Here is an 18,180-nt window from a genome sequence, read left to right on the forward strand (position 1 = left end):
GGGTGACCCGGAGCTTTAACGACTCCGGAGTCTAAACGGGTGAACGATCTGCCTTGAAAGACTCAGCGCATTCGCCAAGGTCAGGTTGAGAAGGATACCGGATTGGCCAGACACGGGGAGGGAACTCAGAACTCGACTAAATGAGTTCCTTCGGATCCGCCATCAGATCCATCTGGGATCTTCGAATGAGGTTAGTCGCCACCAGATTTTTGAAGGCCGTCGTTCGGAGATGGTGCTCCTCCAATCCGAGTGTCCCGATGGCGAAGAAAAGGTGTTCCTAAAGGGAATCACGCAAATGGGCCGATTCCGGAAGGATCTGGATGAGGCCGGAATCGATGAGAAGGATGCCTTGGGTCGGGGTCTGGTGTTCCACAGTCTTCGGCGAACTTTGGCAACTTTCGTGAGTTCTGCGGGGGTAAGCCCTGCCGTGGCTCAGCAGCTACTACGACACAAGGATGTGAGGCTGACCCTTCAGCTCTATACCGATTCTCATTTGCTGGGGATGGAGGAAGGGCAGGCAAAGTTGCCGCGCATCAAATCATCCGCCAAATCATCCGCCAAAACTGGGAAAACCCGTCCAAATGTGGGCAAAGGTGTCCAAGGTGACGAGTTGAAGGAGGGGGAAGGAACCCAAGCTGAGTCCCTGATTGGTAGGGGGTTGAGCAAACCTGACCAACTTTGTCCAAGTCTGGGAATGGCGGACCGGGAGGGATTCGAACCCTCGGTACCTGATAAAGGGTACGCACCTTTAGCAAAGGTGTGCTTTCGACCACTCAGCCACCGATCCATGGAGACTTGCGTCGGGCGCAGGTTGAACCACAAGGGCCGAAGCTCGTCAATGACTGCGATATAAAAAAATCGAGGAAAGGCGAGACTTGCACGGAGAGCCCCGGGCGTGTCGCTTGATTCCACATGAACTGGTATCGAATCTTCGTCGTTGGATGGCTGCTGACGGTGGTCTCTTGCGGCCTGTTCGGGGAAAAGGAAGAGAAGAACGAGACGGCTCCCGAGGCAGCAACTGCGCCGAAGTTGGTCGGGCGGATCGCCTCGATCAATGCACCCCAGCGTTTCGTCCTCATTGAGGGCTATGGCGAATGGAAGCTGGGTGAGGGGCTGTTGCTTTCGAGTTTTGGAGGCGGGAACCAGCGCTCAGGCAGCTTGATCGCCAGCGGAGAAAGGATGGGGAGATTCGCCGCAGCGGATTGGAAATCGGGGCAGGTGGAGGTCGGCGATCTGGTTTACGCAAGGCCGCTCAGGACGGATGTTGATCCTTCGGAAGCAGAAGATTTCAGTAAAATCGAAGAGAATGGGGCTCCGCATGGAGATAATTTCGAGAAAATCGCTGATGGAACCGATTGATTTTCAGTGTTTTAAAATTTGTTATGCACAATAGGACGTTCTTTTTGCAATTTAGGTCTTGTGTAATGTCCGGTCACCTTGCTAGCTTGGTCTCCGCAATGGCTGTGCTCCCTTACATGTCCCGAAACATGAACACTACAACCAGCCATGAAATTGACCACCCCCGGTTCGAAAGGACCTAACCTGCATGCAGATGCAGACCGCCTCGCTGACTTCGTCCTGTTTACGCAACGCAGTTGCATTCTAAACCTCTCGACGGAACTCAACAAAGGCAACGTGTCGTTCCCTCAGTTCTTCCTTCTGGCCTATCTTTCCAGCGAAGAATATCTGACCATGTCGGATATCGCGAAGAAGATGGGTCACTCGACCGCCGCGGCTACTGGCCTCGTCGATCGTTTGGAAAAGTTGGGTTACGTCGAAAGGGTTCACGCCGCCGAAGACCGTCGTAAGATTATGGTTCGCATTACTCAAAAGGGTATCGAGCTTGTATCGAAGATGCGCTCTGAGATTGCGTCGGACCTCGCTGGAATCCTTTCCGAAATGGATGAGGACCAGGCGGAAGCCGTTGAGCACACGAAGCGGGCCCTAAAGAGCCGCGCCATCGCGTGAGCATCGAATCCGCTGACATAACCCCCAATTGCTGATTCGATTGCGCCCCCGTTACGTTAGTGCCGTGACGGGGGCGCTCTCCTTTTTAGACCCAGTGAGCCGGATTCCCGGCTTGCGAGTGGATTTCGTCGATCGGGTGGCCGATGTCGATGTGGATGGTGAGCGGGATGAAGTCCTGCAACGTCTGAAGCCCCATCATCGCGCCCGCGTTCGCGAGGTGTTTGGTGAAGAGGACTGGTGGCGAGCCGAGCAGGTCCACGGCTCTGCGGTGGCTGAGGTGAAGGAGGGAGGGCCGATGGAAGTGTCAGGTGTGGATGGCCTGGTCACTGCGAGCGCAGGCCAGGTTTTGGGGATCTACGTGGCCGACTGCGGTCCGATCTATCTCGCCGATCAGAGGACGGGAGCGATTGGTCTCCTCCACTCGGGGAAAGTGGGAACCAAGCTGGGAATTCTCAAGGTCGGGCTCCAACGGATGGCGGAACTCTACGGCACGCAGCCCAAGGACGTGATCGGTGTGCTGGGACCGTGCATTCGTCCGCCTCACTACGATATCGACTTTGCGGCGGAGATTGTTTCGCAGGCGGACGAGGCGGGTGTGGGAAGTTTTCACGATTGCGGCATTGATACCGCCGCCGATTTGGAGCGCTACTACAGCTATCGTATGGAGAAGGGGCGGACCGGACGACTGCTCGCCCTGATCATGCGGGAGAAAAACTGATCTGCGACTACCACCAGGACTCCATCTGCACGCCCCAGCTGAAGCCGGAGGTCTCGTTCTGGTAGTTTGGTCCGCCGACTTCCCCCTGCATGCCGTCGTTCCACAAGGCGTAGGTGACGAAAGCACGCAGGACGGGACGGGAGAAGAACTGGTCACCGAGTGCGATTTGCGGAGCGATGGTAATTTTTCCGAGTGATCCCGAGTTTCCATTGGGCGAGGTGGAGATCCAGTCGATGCCGCCTTCGAAGGCGAGGGACGCCCATTCATTGAAATACCAGATCGGTCGGACCCCGCCTGAGAGCCAGTGTTGCTCGGGGAGGTTCGATCCGAAATCAGTGTATTGATAAACGAACGCCGTTCCGAGCGAGACGCATGCCCAGGGCTTGACGATCCAATGGTCGGTCGCGCGGAACCTCCACGATTCGTTCGGGTCGGGCCTGACAAAGGTTCCAGTGGCATCGGTGAAGGTATCAAAGCCCGAGGTGAAGGTTTTGGCCGGACCGGTGCCGATTTGCAGGGAGGTCTTGTGAATGCTGTCCGGGTCGAGGAAGCCCTCTTTTGTCCTGACGATGCTGAGAGCGAAACCTTCCGAGTCCTCAGCTCTTCTGCCAAGGAAGTCCAATCCGGAGTTGGCAATGGAGTAGGTCAGTCCGACTTCGCCGGTGCCACCAAGCAGTGACCAGTCGTAGTAGCGGAGGTCGAAATTCGCTTTGCTGAAGCCGGCGGCATTGGCGGGGTCCGGCGTGGTGTACTGGTCGTAGATGGCGCTGTCCGCCCCATCGCCGATCCAGGCGAAAGCCAGCTTCCCTGGACCGAATTCGACGTCCTCGATGCCGGCGCCGCCTCCGCTCATGTCCCAGAAATAGAAGTCGTTGATGTAAATGTCATGGCGGCGGTAAAAGCGGCTGCCTGCCCAGAATTTGGCGTCGGGACGCCCGGGGAGGATGTTCCCCACGGATGCCCAGGCTTCGGGAAAAGCGATCTGGGTGTCGTTGGCCGAGCCGTAATTGTCGTAGGGGTTGTAAAAGGACATGCGGACGTTGGTCTGGGCAACGGGTCCGCTGATGCCGCCGGAGGGATTGACGAGGGAGAAGGAGTCGGGGTTGAAGAAGGTCTTTGAAAAGGCGAGTTCGCCATAGTTTTCGGCTTCATTGCCAAGCCGGTATTTCGAGACGCCGGGCAGCCCGAAGGCGACCTGGGGACCACCGTCATTGCTTCGGCCGTAGCCGGCCCGGAAGTAGCCGCTGATGTCGATGAAGCCTTCGAGAATTTCTTCGATCCGTGCATTGAGGGCCTCTTCAACATCGGGTCGACGGCGGAAGTCTCGGGACTCGGTGTTGCTCCGGAACGACTCCCGGACGTCGTCTAACAACTCACGACGCTGATTATCGGGGATTGAGTATTGATCTTCGGTGGCCTGTGAAGGTGGGGCCATCACCTCCAGGTCCTCCTGGATTTCGGTTTCGGCAGGGGTCGGCGCGGGCGGAGGCGCAGGCGCTGGTTGGCTTGTTTTGTTTTCCAGTTCCTTGATGCGGGCCTCGAGTTGATCAATCCGGTTTTCGTAGTCGTTGCGGATGGCGTCGAGTTCCTTGCGTAATTCGGCGGCCAATTGATCATTCTCGGCGAGTCCGAGGCCGGGGATCGAGAAAAAGATCAGGCACGTGAACAGGGTTTTGGGACGGATGATCACGATAGAGAGAACACTGCTACGACTCTGGATGGTCAAGTCGCAAGTCGATGGGCTTTTCAGGCTCATCTGGCCTCTCGTGGGAGATGAAGGATTGCTCAAGAGGTGAAGACTGCAGAGGATGGCGCAGGATTTTTCATGAGTGCCTCAATCGAAGTCACGGCTCCGGCCAAACTGAATTTGTCACTGCGTGTGCTTGGGCGTCGGGAAGATGGCTTTCACAGCATCGATTCATTGATGGTGAGTCTACCGGGCTTGCATGACCGTTTGCGATTTCAGGGGGCGGCGGAAGATGTCTTTACCTGCAATGCGGCCGGGGTTCCGGCAGATCAAAGCAATCTGGTGATCAGGGCGTTGACGGTGTTCCGCCGGGAGACCCGGATGACGACACCGCTGGCCATTCATCTGGAAAAAAACGTGCCTCACGGGGCAGGCCTCGGTGGTGGTAGCAGCGATGCCGCCGCGACGCTACGGGCCTTGGATCGGATTCATGGAACGAGCCTGAGCCACGAGCGATTGTGCCGGATAGCCGCCGAGATTGGTTCGGATATTCCGTTCTTTCTTGGGGCTCCTGTCGCGCGCGTCGGTGGTCGGGGTGAGCGGGTGGAAGAGGCTCCTGCTTTGCCGCGAATGTCGATCCTGCTGCTCAAGCCGAGCTTCGGAGTTTCGACGCCAGAGGCCTACAAGCATTGGAAGGATTCAGAGGAGCTGCCAGGAATCCCTTATGAACCTCAGTGTTTCGAGTGGGGTGAGTTGGTAAACGATTTGGAGCGACCCGTCTTTCAAAAGCACCTGTTCCTTGCGGAGATGAAGAAATGGCTTTTGGAGCAGAGGGGGGTAAGGGGAGCTCTGATGAGTGGTTCAGGTTCCACGATGTTTGCCGTACTTCGAGGTGTGGAGGATGCAAGTTGGATCATTGAATCCGCTCATCGAGAGCTGGATCCAAAGCTGTGGGCCTGGGCGGGTGAGGTGGGGGGTTGATTGATTCGGGGATTGGACTAGGATGGATTGGATGAGATTTTCTCTGTTTTTCACCGTCTTTTTCTGGGTCGCCGGGTTCGTGGTGTCGGCACAAGATGTTCCAGACGCGCCCCCGCCGATTAGTGAAGACAAGGAGATCGAGCGCTTGCGTGCGCTGGTTCCCGCCCTGGAGGACGCGCAGGCGTATCTGGAGGATTTGCGCAAGCAGGCCGAGGCGATGGATACTCCTGAGGACCGCGCGGAGATCAACAAACTGGTGGATACCCAGCGCGAACGGGTCGTCCAGTTGCGGGAAAATTTCAGAACCCTTGCGACGGGGGTTGAGAATGATCGCTATCTTTCCAAGGCGGAGGAGTCGGTTTCCTGGCAGGAGAATCTCGAGGATATCATTGCTCCGATCAGTAATGGCGTGCGGGAATTGACCGCCGGTCCCCGCGAGATGGATGAGCTTAGAAAGGAGCTCGCGCTTTGGAAGGATCGCCGGGATTTGAGTGCGGCGGCTCTCGGTCGTATTGACGAGTTAATTGCTCTAGCAGATTCGGAGGTGATCAAGGAGGAGTTGGAATCAGCGAGGAAGCTCTGGGCCAGTCGAAGCTCTGAGGCAGAGAGCCAGTTCCAGGTTTTCAGTCAGCAGATCGAGGAGCGCGAGGCGAACAGCCCGACGACTTGGGAGGCGGTTTCCGGGGCGATGGCGGATTTCTGGCGCAGCAAGGGGATGAATCTGATCATCGCGCTTGTCGCCTCCGTGGGAGTTTTTTTTCTTACCAGAGCGCTTTACCGGCAGTTCAAACGAGTGAGTCCCGTTCATCGAAGGAAGAGAAACTCACTGGCGACCCGGTCGGCGGACCTTCTTGCGGCCATCCTGTCGGTGGTGTTTGCGATTCTGGCGGCGGTGGCGGTCTTTTATTTCAGGGGCGACTGGCTGCTGCTCACGCTTTCAGCGGTATTCATCGTTGGAGTTCTCTGGGCCTCCAAGCAGGCGATCCCGCCTTACATTGAACAGATCAAGATGATCCTGAATATTGGATCCGTGCGCCAAGGGGAGCGGCTCATCTACAATGGCATTCCATGGCGGGTCGATCGGTTGAACTTCTTCTGCGATTTCACCAATCCGAATCTGATGGGAGGGCACTTGAGGCTTCCTGTTCGTGATGTCATGCCTCTCCACTCGAGGGAGTCGGATCCGAAGGAGCCGTGGTTTCCCACCAAGCGAGATGATTGGATCAAACTGAGCGACGAGACTTACGGGAAGGTCGTCGAGCAGACACCCGAGCAGGTCGTGGTGCTGCGTCTTGGTGGGAGCCGGAAGACCTATCCGACGATCGATTTTCTTGAGCAGTGTCCTGAGAACTTATCGTATGGCTTCCGGGTGAGTGCGACGTTTGGAATCGACTACGATCACCAGTCCATTGCGACCACCACGGTGCCCGACATATTCCTGCGGGCGCTGGAAAAGGAACTGGTTTCCAGGTTCGGGCATGAGAATGTGCGATCCGTGAAAGTCGAGTTTTCCAGCGCGGGCGCCTCATCGCTGGACTACCGGATCCTGGCCGACTTCGCTGGAGATGTGGCTTCCCGCGTCAATGTCATTGAGCGCTCCATCCAACGGGTTTGTGTCAATGTTTGCAATGAGCAGGAATGGGGGATTCCGTTCACGCAGATCACGGTGCATCAGGCTGGCGATGCGGTGGCGGCTGCTTCTACATGAGTCGTGAGCGTCAGGCGTGGTGAAGCAGGATCGAGTTCGCGGTAAAGTGATCCGAGAGAATGTCGGAAACGATCACCAGTGGCGTGCCCGGTCGGACAAGGTCGCGCTCTCGCAAACGTTCGATGGCTCTTTGGATCGTCTCGTCAATCGTGGCGGCGAAGGGCACGTGGAATGCCTGGATGCTGCGACTTAGAGCAAGCTGCCGGCAGACGCGCTCTGTCGGGGCAAAGGCATAGAAGCGGGAGGTGCGGGGGCGAAGCATGGCGGTGTGATTGGCCATGACACCGCGGCGGGTGAGAACAATCAAGCGTCCGTCCGGCAGGGAATCGACCAGGGTGACGGCCGCTTTGGCGGTCTTCTGGCGTTCGTCGCGGAGCATCACGCTGTCACCATAGCCAAGGCCACCAGAGCGTTCGATGCGTTCGCTGATCTTGACCAAGGCCTCGAGGCAGCGATGCGGATGGGCTCCGATACTGGTCTCTCCGGAAAGCATCAGGGCGTCGGCTTCTTCGTAGGCGGCATTGGAAACGTCGGTCACCTCCGCGCGGGTCGGAGTGGGATTTTGAATCATCGACTCCAGCAGTTGGGTGGCAACAATCACGCGTTTGCCGAGTTCGTGGCAACGTTTGATCAAGCGGCGTTGAAGGATCGGGAGCTCCCAGTATTCGACTTCGATACCGAGGTCGCCACGCGCGATCATGATGGCGTCGGCCCCTTGGATGATGGCATCGATGTTCTTGACGGCCTCCTGGTCCTCGATCTTTGCGACGATCTGGGCGTTGCCTTCGAGTCCTTCGATGGCATCGCGCAGTTCGCGGACGTGGGCGCCATCGCGGACGAAGGATCCGGCAATGTAATCGGCATCGCATTCGACGGCGAGGGCAAGGTCCTTGCGGTCCTTGTCTGTTAGAGCGGGGAGATTGAGTCGGGTGCCGGGAAGGTTGATGTGGCGGCGTGAGCCGAGGATGCCATTGTTCTTCACCTCGCAGACGATGCGGTCGTCCTGTCGGGAGCGGATTTCCATCAGCAGGGTGCCGTTGTCCACGACCAGGGTGCTGCCTTCGGAAACGTCGTCCATCAAGCCGTCGTAATTGACCGTGGTGGAGATCTCGATGCCAGGCTCGCTGGTGCTTTTGCGGAATTCGACGAGGTCGCCGATCTTCAGTTCGTGAGGCTTTTCGACATCTCCGGTTCGGATGGACGGGCCGGTGAGGTCGAAGAGGACGGCGGCGTGAAGCGAGCGGTTGGCCGCTAGTTTCCGAACGCGTTGGGCGGCAAGTCGGGCGACATCATGCGGCGCATGACTCATGTTGAGGCGGAAGACATTGGCTCCTCCATCAAGGAGCCTGCCGATGGCTTCTTCAGACTCGGTTGCGGGACCAAGGGTGACGACGAGCTTTGTTTTGCGGGGCATGGTGGGTGCAGGTTGTGATCTGATCGACAAAGTGGAAAGCTCGCGCCGTTCCTTTTAAGCGGGAATTGCTTCAATCACCGACTTGGCGGCCTGATGAAATGCTAAAGAAGCGTTACTTGTGCCAATGGAGTTCAAGGCGATCGGCTTGCCTTGGTCACCCCCTTCGCGAATCGGGACTTCGATCGGGATCTGGGCGAGTACGGGGATATTCAAGCGCTCGGCTTCGCGCACGCCTCCGGCATCACCAAAGAGCGGGTAGCGGGTGCCGTGATCGCATTCGAACCAGGCCATGTTCTCGATGAGTCCGATAATTGGGACGTTGACTTTGGCGAACATTGAGACCGCCTTGCGCGCATCGATGAGCGCGACTTCCTGAGGGGTGGTGACGATGACAACGCCGTCGACCGCCACGGTCTGGACGATGGTGAGCTGGATGTCGCCGGTGCCGGGAGGAAGGTCGAGAATCAGGTAGTCGAGCTCGCCCCACTCGACCTGCCTCAGGAACTGCTGGGTGTAGCGGGTGGCCATCGGACCGCGAACGATGACGGGCGAGCGATCTTCTAACAGAAAGCCCATTGACATGAGTTTGAGGCCGTGGGCGTTGATCGGAATGATCTCATCGCGCTCATTGGCGGAGGGACGCTCGTGGCTGCCGAACATCATGGCGATGGAGGGGCCGTAGAGGTCGCAGTCACAGAGGCCGACCCTGGCACCGGTGGCGGCGAGTGCGATGGCGAGATTTGATGCGACGGTGGATTTGCCGACTCCTCCTTTCCCGGAAGCAACGGCGACGACACGCTTGACGCCGGGGATCGAGGACTTGCCGGTGTTCGCTTCGGCGGCTCCCGTGGGGGCGTCCTTGATATCGATATTGATTTTGACTTCGCCAACATCTGGCAATTCATCGAGAGCCGCGTGGCATTCCTTGAAGATCTGCTCAGGGATGGCAGGGTCCTTGGTCTGGACTTCGATATCGACCTGGGTGGAGCCCGCTTCGCAGCGCACTTCCTTGACGAGGCCGAAGGAGATGATGTCGCGGGAGAAGCCGGGGTAGCGGACGTTGCGGAGGGCTTGCTTGATGAGTTCGGGTGTCATGCTGGCGCGGGGATGATTGCCGGGGCGGGGGATATGGCAAGGGTGGCAAAAAGCGAATCAAGCGTTTTGCATTTGGAATGCTCCCCTGGGCCCGGATTTCTCATGCCGTCATGAAAAGCTTCGCCGGAGGTGGGAAGGCAGGATGTCGAGTTGTTCGCGATACTTGGCCACCGTGCGCCTTGCCACCGGAATACCCTGGGTCTTGAGGGCTTTGGCAATGGCGTCGTCCGAGAGGGGTTTGCCGGGATTTTCTTTGCTGATGAGGTCCTGCATCGCCTCGCGCACGCCGGCGTTCGAGACCTTGGTGCCGTCGGCGGTTTCGTAACCTGCGGCGAAGAAGGCGCGCATTTCCATCAGTCCGTGGGGCGTCAGGATGTATTTGCCGGCGACGGCACGGGAGATGGTGGTGGCGTGGAGGTGCAGCTCGTCGGCGATGTCATTCATCGTCAGGGGGCGCAGAAAGCGAGGTCCCTTGTCGAAGAAGGCAGGTTGATGCTCGATCAGCTTCTGGGCGATGGCGAAGATGGTTTCCTGGCGCAGGGACAGGGAGCGAATCAAGGTGCGGCCTTCGCGAATGTTCTCCCTGAGGAAATGGCGGGCCTTCTTGTCGTGGCTCGTCGTTCCCAGCATGTCTTTGTAGAAATCACTGATCTTGAGCTTGGGGAGGTATTCGTTCGTCAGGCGCGCGATCCAACCTTCGTCGCTCTTTTCGATGACGACATCGGGCTGGATGTAGGGATTGCCAGTCGGGTCGTACTCGCCGCCCGGATTGGGAGTCAGGCGACCAATGCGGGCCGCCGCTTCCGAGATGCGGTCGACGGTGGTGCCGAGTGTTTTGGCGATCTGCGGATAGCGTTTGCGGGCGAGGTCGGAGAGGTGGTCGCGCACGATCCGATACTCGAGGCTTTCCTTTTCCCCGGAGTGCTCAAGTTGGAGAAGCAGCGAGTCGGTGATGTCGATGGCGCCGATTCCCGGCGGGTCAAAGGAGCGGATCAATTGAAACGCGGCTTCCATGTCGTTCTTCGGGATTCCAAGTCGGGTCGCGAGATCGCGGGGAGCGAGGTCGAAAAATCCCCGGCTGTCGAGGTTGCCGAGCAGAGCGTTTGCAGCGACTCGCACCGAGGGGTCGATCAGGGAGAGTTCGAGTTGGTTGCCAAGATGCTGCTGAAGCGTCTCGGGCGCGACGATCGAACTGTAGAGATGCTCGCGGCGCTCCTCATCGTCAGCACTCCAGGTCTGTGAGCGACGCTCGAGAATCTGGAGCTCGCGCCAATCATCGTCGGTATCGTTGAGCGAATCGAGCGAGTCGGCCTCGTCCGGAGTCGGGCTGTCGGCGTCGAGAGAAATCACCTCGGTGATGTCTTCGAGCACCGGATTGGTCTCCAGCGCTGCCCTCACCATCTGGGTGAGTTCCATCGAATTCGCCTGCAATATCTCCAGGCTCCGACGCATCTGAGGTGCGAGGGATTGCTGCTGGGACAGCGATTGATGGAGGGAGGCATCGGCCATGACGTCGCGGTTTCAGCGCAAACGTGACCCGTCCTGAGAAAAAGGCGAGGAAATACGAAGCAAAAATTATGCCAAACGTAAGTATTTCTTCTTGCGAATCAGCAATTTTAATTCGTGAACGAATCCGCGTGACCTCGCGATGCCTGTGGTTAGAGCTTTCTCCAACCAATTGAAAGCATTTCATGAGCCGAGGAAATTTTACGCCCTTTGAAGAGAAGATGTCAGCCGCTGGAGTGATGGATGCCGCCATCCGGGCATTTCGTCACAATTACGAGGCGCTGTGTCGCAATGAGAGCGGCCTGATCCCGGAGGCGGAGATCGAGGCTGCGGCGGATTTGCCGGTTTACGAGGAAAAGGGTGCCGACTTCGATCCGGAGCTGCTGGCGCAGACGGTGGTGATCAAATTGAACGGCGGCTTGGGCACCAGCATGGGGCTCGAGAAGGTCAAAAGCCTGCTGGAGGTGCGGCCGGGAGTCACGTTTCTCGATTTGATCGTGCGTCAGATCAGCTCGCTGCGGGAATCCACGGGGGCGCCGGTGAGGCTGCTGCTGATGAACAGCTTCAGTTCGAGCGCCGACACCTTGGGTCATCTGGTGGAGCATGCTCCGGAGGGACTGCGCGAGGCTTCGGAAGTCGAATTGATGCAGAATCAGGTGCCGAAGATCGATGCCGAGACCTTGGAGCCGGCAGTGTGTCCTGCCCATCCCGAGCAGGAATGGTGTCCTCCGGGTCATGGCGATCTCTATCCCGCCTTGGTCGGCAGCGGTTGGCTCGACCGCTTGCTGGACGAAGGCATCAAATACGCCTTTGTTTCGAATTCAGATAACCTGGGAGCGGTGCTGTCTCCGGAACTGCTGTCGTGGTTTGCCGAATCGGAGGCGCCATTTCTGATGGAGGTCACCCGACGGACTCCGGCGGACCGGAAGGGCGGGCATCTTGCTTCGAGGAAGTCGGATGGTCAGTTGCTGCTGCGCGAAGTCGCCCAGTGCCCCGATGAAGACCTCGAGGTTTTCCAGGACATCGACCGCCATCGCTACTTTAATACGAACTCGATCTGGCTGCGATTGGATGTGCTCAAGGAGAAGCTTGAAGAAGGAGGAGGGGTGTTGCCCTTGCCGATGATTCGGAATCGCAAGACGGTCGATCCGCGCGATAAGCGGTCGACGCCCGTCACGCAGTTGGAGACCGCAATGGGAGCAGCCATCGAGTGTTTTGAAGGTGCCCGGGCGATCGAAGTACCACGTTCGCGTTTCGCTCCGGTTAAGACGACGGGCGATCTCTTTGCGCTTCGTTCCGATGCCTATCAGGTCGGGGATGATGGAAGAGTTTCCTTGATCCCCGAGCGGGACGGTCAACCTCCCGTGGTCAAGCTCGACGATCGTTACAAGTTTGTCGATTCGCTGGAAGAACTTGGACTGCCCTCACTCGCGAAGTGTGACAAGCTTGAGGTTGTTGGAGAGGTTGTGTTCGAGGACGGCGTTGTAATCAATGGGCAGGCAAGTTTCGGAGGCAAAGCGAAGGAAATCGTTTCCGCAGGCGTCTATCCGTGAGGGACTTCCGGAAGGGTGAAAAAAAACCGAAGATGGGCTCTTGTTTTCCTGAGCGTGCCTGTTACTTCCGCCCCGAAATGGCAACAGTCGGACCTTTTGATCTCCCCTTGGACGGTATTGAAGCCGTCATTTTCGATTGTGATGGAACTCTGGTGAACTCGATGCCTGCTCATTTTGAAGCATGGTGTGAGGCGCTGACCTACTATGGCGCGGCAAGTGTTTTTCAAGAGGATGTTTTCTACGCGATGGGCGGCAGGCCGACGAAGGACATCGTGGTCGATCTCAATTCTGATTATGGATTGAAGCTCGACCCTGACGCCGTGGCGATGAAGAAGCGCGAAGCCTTCATGCAGCATCTGGATCGGATTGAATTGATCGACGAGGTGGTGGCGCATGCTCGTGCGCTTCGCGGCAAGTTGCCTTTGGCGATTGCGACCGGTGGCACCCGAATGGTGATTGAGAAAACGCTGCAGGCTGTCGGGGTCTCGGATCTCTTTGATGAAGTGGTCACCGCTGAAGATGTTGCGAACGGCAAGCCGGCTCCCGACATCTTTCTGCACGCTGCCAAACTGCTCGGTGTGGCACCCGAAAAATGCCTGGTGCTGGAGGATGCTCCGGCCGGGATCTTGGCCGCCCAGCTCGCGGGAATGACGGTGGTCACAGTGCCATCCCCGTTGAATTTGGCGAACTCCTGAGGGAACTTCCTGGCAGCGAAAATTCAGGTCCCGACGCTCTCAAGTCCTTTGGCGTCGCGATGGATGATCCCTATTTGAGGGGCTATCCTTGCAAGGCAGGTGTCAGGTGGGAATGGCACGAAAACTTCCCCGAGGTGGTAGTGCATGGCGGCATTTTCAGGGCCCCATTTATCGACGAAATAGTTGATTTGCCGACAATCAGAGATGGAAAGTCAGGAAATGTCCCGTAGAAGTTTGAGCTTCCATTCCCAGACGGTGGACCGTCGCCGCGTTCCGCCGAAACCGTTACCAACCCATCCATCATGCCTCGATATCCACTCCTGTGCCGTGTCCCAGTGGCGCTGCTTGCCTCCCTGCTCGGTCTTTTCCCCGCCTTCGCGGAGAAGCCGGTGAAGGTCTACATTCTCGCCGGCCAGTCGAACATGGTCGGCATCGGCCAGGTCACTGGTGGTGGCAGCCGCTGGGGTTCGGAGTTTGTCGATCCGGTGCTCTCGCTTTACGCGGGTGACTACGATCCGGAGAGCGATTACGACAAGCTGCAGCGGGTCAGCACTCTGAAGCTTGACGAGTTTGGCGGCACGAAGCCGACGCCTTACCCGGGTGGGGGAACGCAGGTTGTCCGTGGTTTCCTTGTGCCGAAGCAGACAGGCACCTTCGAGTTCCGGCCGGGCTACGGCGACAGTGCTCACAACATCATGCAGGTGGACGGCACCGAGGTCTATCGCAAGGAAGTCGGCCGAGATCCGACCTACACGCCCATGCCGCTCACCAAGGGCCAGAAGGTCCCTTTCAAGATCACCTATCTCACCGCCAACGCCAACGGCCTTGGCTGGATGGCCCGACTCGACATCCCCGGGACGCTCTCCACCGAGGTCCGGCAGAACGGCCGGTTTCCGTATTTGATCGACGATAACGGCAACTGGATCACGCGCGACGACGTCTTCTACAAGGGCGTGGTCACCGCGACGGCGAATCAATGGCTCAGCATCGGCTGCGGCGCGGGCGGCAATAACATCGGCCCCGAACTCGGTTTCGGCCACCTGCTTGGCAACCATCACGAAGAACCGGTGCTCATTCTGAAGGCCTCGCAAGGCAACCGCTCGCTTGCGTGGGACTTCCTTCCGCCGGGCAGCGAACGCTTTGAGAAGGACGGCAAGATCTACGCTGGTTACAAAGACTCACCTTTCTCCTGGGACAAGGGCACCAGTCCTGAACCCATCAATTGGTATGCCGGCAAGCAGTACGACGATTGCTTCGGCGAGGTCAAGAAGGTCCTGGCCAACTTCGATGAGTCTTTCCCTCATTGGAAGGGCCGCAGTTACGAAATCGCCGGATTCGGCTGGTGGCAGGGCCACAAGGACACTGGCAGCGAGCTTACCGCTCAGCGCTACGAGCAGAATCTCGTGAACCTGATCAAGGCCCTCCGAAAAGAGTTTGCGGCCCCCGATGCACCGTTCGTTATCGCGACCGTCGGCTTCGAAGGCAGGGCAATGGAAGGCAATACCCTCACGGTCGCCAACGCCCAACTCGCGGTGGATGGAGATACGGGGAAGTATCCTGAGTTCAAGGGAAACGTGAAGACCGTCGATACCCGGGATTTCTGGCCCGACTCGAAAGAATCCCCCAAGGAACAAGGGTTTCACTACCATCAGAATGCGGGCACCTACATGAAGGTTGGTGAAGCAATGGGGCAAGGCATGCTTGAGCTCCTGAAGGGCGAATGAACGAGCCTGAGAGAGACGGGCTTGGCTGAACGACGGATCCGATGGGCGAGTTCGGTGACCTCCCGAGGGAAATTTCGCTTCGTCCCGATTCGGGCTTGATTCGGGGCGGCGGCCTCCGTTGACTCCGCCATGGCGGACATCACCCTTGGACTTTCTTTTGACGACGTCCTTCTCGTGCCCCGTTTGAGCGGGCTCATTCCGGCCGACACGGACCTTTCCACCGAGCTGACTTCGAGCATACCGCTCAGGATTCCCGTGGTTTCTGCAGCGATGGATACCGTCTCCGAGGCGGAACTTGCCATCGCTCTGGCGCGTGAAGGGGGGATGGGCGTGATCCACCGCGCCTGCACCATCGAGCAGCAGTCGGCGATGGTTTCGCGGGTCAAGCGCTCGGAAAACGCGGTGATCAAGAAGCCGCTGACGGTTCGCAAGGAACAGACCGTGGCCGAGGTGGTGGAGATCATGGCGGAGCACGGGTTTTCCGGATTTCCCGTGATCGATGGAGAAGGCCGGCTCGAGGGCATGATCACCGGGCGCGATATTCGCTATCTGGATCGCACCGATTCGAAGGTGGCCGATGTGATGACGCCGCGCGATCGACTGGTGACGGCACCGCCAACGACCGAGCTCGATGAAGCCCGTCGGATTCTTTATCAAAACAGGATTGAGAAACTTCCGCTGGTGGATGCTCAGGGCAAGCTCGCCGGGCTGATCACCGGGGCCGACTTGGAGAAGCGGGAAGCATTCACGGATGCGGCCAAGGATCCGACCGGGCGGCTACGTTGTGGCGCGGCGGTCGGCGTGGGTCCCGATTGCATCGAGCGCGGTCAGGCGATGATCGATGCCGGTGCGGATGCGCTCTTTATTGATGCAGCGACGGGTCACACCACCCGGGTGATGGAAGTGATCGGCCAGCTCCGGAGTCTATCGGATCGTCCGGTGGTGGCGGGCAATGTGGTGACCGAGCAGGGTGCCAAGGATCTCGTTGATGCTGGGGCGAGCGCGGTGAAAGTCGGCGTCGGTCCGGGCTCGATCTGCACCACGCGAGTGATCGCCGGGGTGGGGATGCCGCAATTCACCGCGATCCAGAATGTCGCGCCGTATTGCCACAAACACGGGGTCAAGGTGATCGCTGATGGCGGGATCCGATATTCAGGTGACGTGGTGAAGGCGATCGCCGCCGGAGCTGATCTGGTGATGCTCGGTTCGATCCTTGCCGGCACGCGCGAGAGTCCGGGCCAGACGGTCTATTCGCAGGGTCGTCGCTTCAAAACCTACCGCGGCATGGGATCGATTGGCGCGATGAAGAAGGGTGCGGGCGACCGCTACAGCCAGAATTCCTCGGGCAAGTTGGTGGCTGAAGGAGTGGAAGGACGGGTGCCTTACAAGGGTCCTCTGGCTGATGTGATTTTCCAGCTGATGGGCGGACTTCGTTCCGGCATGGGCTACGTGGGAGCCTCGACGCTGAGCAATCTCCGGGAACGCGCCAGTTTCACCCGCATCACCCCGGGTGGTCTTCGCGAAAGCCACGTTCACGACATCGTCATCACCGAGGAGCCCACCAATTATCAGCCGATCAGCTGATCTCAGACTTTTAGACATGGAAGAAATTCAACACGTCGCTGTTCTCGACTTCGGTTCGCAGTACACGCAACTCATCGTCCGCCGCGTTCGCGAGCTGGGCTACTTCGCCAAGCTTTACGCGCTTGAGGACTTTCCGAATATCGGCAAACCGGGGGCGATCATTCTCTCGGGTGGTCCGAGGAGCACGGCTGATCCCGATGCGCCGGATCTCGATTTCGATCAGCTTGAAGCCTTTGGTGTTCCAGTGCTCGGGGTTTGCTATGGCATGCAGCTGATGAACATCAAGTTCGGCGGGAAGGTGCATCCGAGCGACCGTCGGGAATACGGCCCGGCCAAGCTGAAGCCGAACAAGTGCGAGGGACTCTACGAAGGCATCAATCACGAATCGCAGGTGTGGATGAGCCATTCGGACACGGTCAGTGAATTGCCTGACTGCGCGGAGGTGCTCGCTTCGAACCAGCATGGGACACCGGTTTCCCTGAAGTTCGGTGATCGTTTCTACGGCATTCAGTTTCACCCGGAGGTGACCCACAGTCACGAGGGCACCCGGATTCTGCACAACTTCCTGCTGCAGGCCGAGAAGTTGGAAGCATTCCGGATTGAGGATTTCAAACGGGAGATCGTCGAGGGGATCCGTGCAACCGTGGGTGACCGTCAGGTGGTTTGCGGCGTGTCCGGCGGGGTGGATAGTACGGTGCTCGCCGTACTTCTTCACGAGGCAGGTGTGAACATTCGTGCGATCTTCGTGGATCACGGCCTGATGCGAAAAGATGAGGGGGACGAGGTTCGCAGCAATTTCCACCGGATGGGAGTGCCGATCGAGACCGTCGATTGTGCCAAACGTTTTCTCGATGCCCTGGAGGGCGTCGACGAACCGGAGAAGAAGCGGGCGATCATCGGAAATCTCTTCATCGACGTGTTCTGGGATGCGGTTGGAGATGCCGAGATGCTGGCTCAGGGAACTCTGTATCCGGATGTGATCGAGAGTGCTTCGAATGCCAAGTCGAAGGCTTCGGTGATCAAGACCCATCACAACCGGGTGGCGCGGATTCTTGAGCTGCAGGCGCAGGGCAAGGTGCTTGAACCGCTTGCCGAACTCTTCAAGGACGAGGTGAGGGCGCTTGGAACATCGCTGGGTATTCCAGCAGACATTCTGAACCGTCATCCGTTTCCGGGACCGGGGCTGGCTGTGCGTTGTCCGGGAATCATCACCCAGGATCGCTTGGACATCATTCGCGAGTGCGATGCGATTTTCATCAACCAGCTCAAGGAGCAGGGATGGTATGACAAGACCTGGCAGGCCTACGCGGCTTTGGTGCCGGTGAAGACTGTGGGCGTGAAGGGTGACGAGCGCAGCTACGAGTGGGCGATTGCCTTGCGCGCGGTGATCAGCGAGGACGCGATGACGGCCGATTGGGTGGAGCTTCCCTATTCGATCCTGCGCGAGACGAGCCACCGGATTCTCAACGAGGTCTCTGGCATCAACCGGGTGCTCTACGACGTTTCGACCAAGCCACCGGCGAGCATCGAGTGGGAGTGAGCAGATG

General features: G+C 58.4%; 14 protein-coding genes, 1 tRNA gene and 1 pseudogene. 11 read left to right on the forward strand and 5 right to left on the reverse strand.

The features are described from left to right. Positions 1-229: 229 nt before the first annotated feature. A pseudogene (locus tag WBG04_RS00110) lies at positions 230-478 on the forward strand (tyrosine-type recombinase/integrase); the annotation flags it as partial. A gap of 217 nt (positions 479-695) precedes the next feature. Here WBG04_RS00110 and WBG04_RS00115 read toward each other — a convergent pair. Next, positions 696-787: transfer RNA gene (locus WBG04_RS00115), tRNA-Ser, on the reverse strand. Positions 788-912: 125 nt separating this feature from the next. Between WBG04_RS00115 and WBG04_RS00120 the strand changes: the two genes are divergently transcribed. The 3 genes from WBG04_RS00120 to WBG04_RS00130 all read left to right on the forward strand — a co-directional run bounded on the left by WBG04_RS00120 (position 913) and on the right by WBG04_RS00130 (position 2,686). Beyond that, positions 913-1,359: a hypothetical protein gene (locus WBG04_RS00120; protein WP_424312295.1), complete on the forward strand. Its 447-nt coding sequence runs from the start codon at positions 913-915 to the stop codon at positions 1,357-1,359. A gap of 147 nt (positions 1,360-1,506) precedes the next feature. Continuing rightward, complete coding sequence (locus WBG04_RS00125; RefSeq protein WP_419531185.1) at positions 1,507-1,968, forward strand: MarR family winged helix-turn-helix transcriptional regulator; 462 nt, start codon at positions 1,507-1,509, stop codon at positions 1,966-1,968. A gap of 94 nt (positions 1,969-2,062) precedes the next feature. Next, positions 2,063-2,686, forward strand: a complete 624-nt coding sequence (locus WBG04_RS00130) for a polyphenol oxidase family protein (protein WP_424312296.1) — start codon at positions 2,063-2,065, stop codon at positions 2,684-2,686. Positions 2,687-2,693: 7 nt separating this feature from the next. Here WBG04_RS00130 and WBG04_RS00135 read toward each other — a convergent pair whose 3' ends face one another. Next, positions 2,694-4,376, reverse strand: coding sequence for a carbohydrate porin (locus tag WBG04_RS00135; protein WP_424312297.1), 1,683 nt, complete (start codon positions 4,374-4,376; stop codon positions 2,694-2,696). A 135-nt stretch (positions 4,377-4,511) separates the two neighbouring features. Here WBG04_RS00135 and WBG04_RS00140 point away from each other — a divergent pair, with 135 nt between their 5' ends. Beyond that, on the forward strand, positions 4,512-5,354 hold the full coding sequence (locus WBG04_RS00140; protein ID WP_424312298.1) for a 4-(cytidine 5'-diphospho)-2-C-methyl-D-erythritol kinase: 843 nt from the start codon (positions 4,512-4,514) through the stop codon (positions 5,352-5,354). 31 nt (positions 5,355-5,385) lie between these two features. After that, the gene (locus WBG04_RS00145) at positions 5,386-7,062 is read left to right on the forward strand and encodes a hypothetical protein (protein ID WP_424312299.1); all 1,677 of its coding nucleotides are present in this window, start codon (positions 5,386-5,388) and stop codon (positions 7,060-7,062) included. A 10-nt stretch (positions 7,063-7,072) separates the two neighbouring features. On the opposite strand, the gene pyk is transcribed toward WBG04_RS00145, so the two are convergent. The 3 genes from pyk to rpoN all read right to left on the reverse strand — a co-directional run bounded on the left by pyk (position 7,073) and on the right by rpoN (position 11,080). After that, positions 7,073-8,476 carry a pyruvate kinase gene (gene pyk, locus WBG04_RS00150; protein WP_424312300.1) on the reverse strand — a complete coding sequence of 468 codons (1,404 nt, stop codon included), beginning with the start codon at positions 8,474-8,476 and terminating at the stop codon, positions 7,073-7,075. Positions 8,477-8,530: 54 nt separating this feature from the next. After that, entirely contained in the window at positions 8,531-9,571 is a 1,041-nt protein-coding gene (locus WBG04_RS00155) for a P-loop NTPase (protein ID WP_424312301.1), read from the reverse strand. 108 nt (positions 9,572-9,679) lie between these two features. Then, positions 9,680-11,080, reverse strand: coding sequence for an RNA polymerase factor sigma-54 (gene rpoN / locus WBG04_RS00160; RefSeq protein ID WP_424312302.1), 1,401 nt, complete (start codon positions 11,078-11,080; stop codon positions 9,680-9,682). Between the two features lie 182 nt (positions 11,081-11,262). On the opposite strand from rpoN, the gene WBG04_RS00165 reads away from it, so the two are divergent. From WBG04_RS00165 to guaA, 5 genes are all read left to right on the forward strand, one after another. After that, positions 11,263-12,630 (forward strand): UTP--glucose-1-phosphate uridylyltransferase, encoded by a 1,368-nt coding sequence (locus WBG04_RS00165; protein ID WP_424312303.1) that lies wholly within the window; start codon positions 11,263-11,265, stop codon positions 12,628-12,630. Positions 12,631-12,707: 77 nt separating this feature from the next. Beyond that, positions 12,708-13,325: an HAD family hydrolase gene (locus WBG04_RS00170; protein ID WP_424312304.1), complete on the forward strand. Its 618-nt coding sequence runs from the start codon at positions 12,708-12,710 to the stop codon at positions 13,323-13,325. Between the two features lie 302 nt (positions 13,326-13,627). Continuing rightward, on the forward strand, positions 13,628-15,049 hold the full coding sequence (locus WBG04_RS00175) for a sialate O-acetylesterase (RefSeq protein WP_424312305.1): 1,422 nt from the start codon (positions 13,628-13,630) through the stop codon (positions 15,047-15,049). A 129-nt stretch (positions 15,050-15,178) separates the two neighbouring features. Beyond that, positions 15,179-16,633 (forward strand): IMP dehydrogenase, encoded by a 1,455-nt coding sequence (guaB, locus tag WBG04_RS00180; RefSeq protein ID WP_424312306.1) that lies wholly within the window; start codon positions 15,179-15,181, stop codon positions 16,631-16,633. Positions 16,634-16,649: 16 nt separating this feature from the next. Further along, on the forward strand, positions 16,650-18,173 hold the full coding sequence (gene guaA / locus WBG04_RS00185) for a glutamine-hydrolyzing GMP synthase (protein WP_424312307.1): 1,524 nt from the start codon (positions 16,650-16,652) through the stop codon (positions 18,171-18,173). The last annotated feature ends 7 nt before the right edge of the window (positions 18,174-18,180 follow it).

The organism is Haloferula sp. (assembly GCF_049672945.1).
In the GTDB taxonomy this organism is placed as follows: Bacteria; Verrucomicrobiota; Verrucomicrobiia; order Verrucomicrobiales; family Akkermansiaceae; genus Haloferula.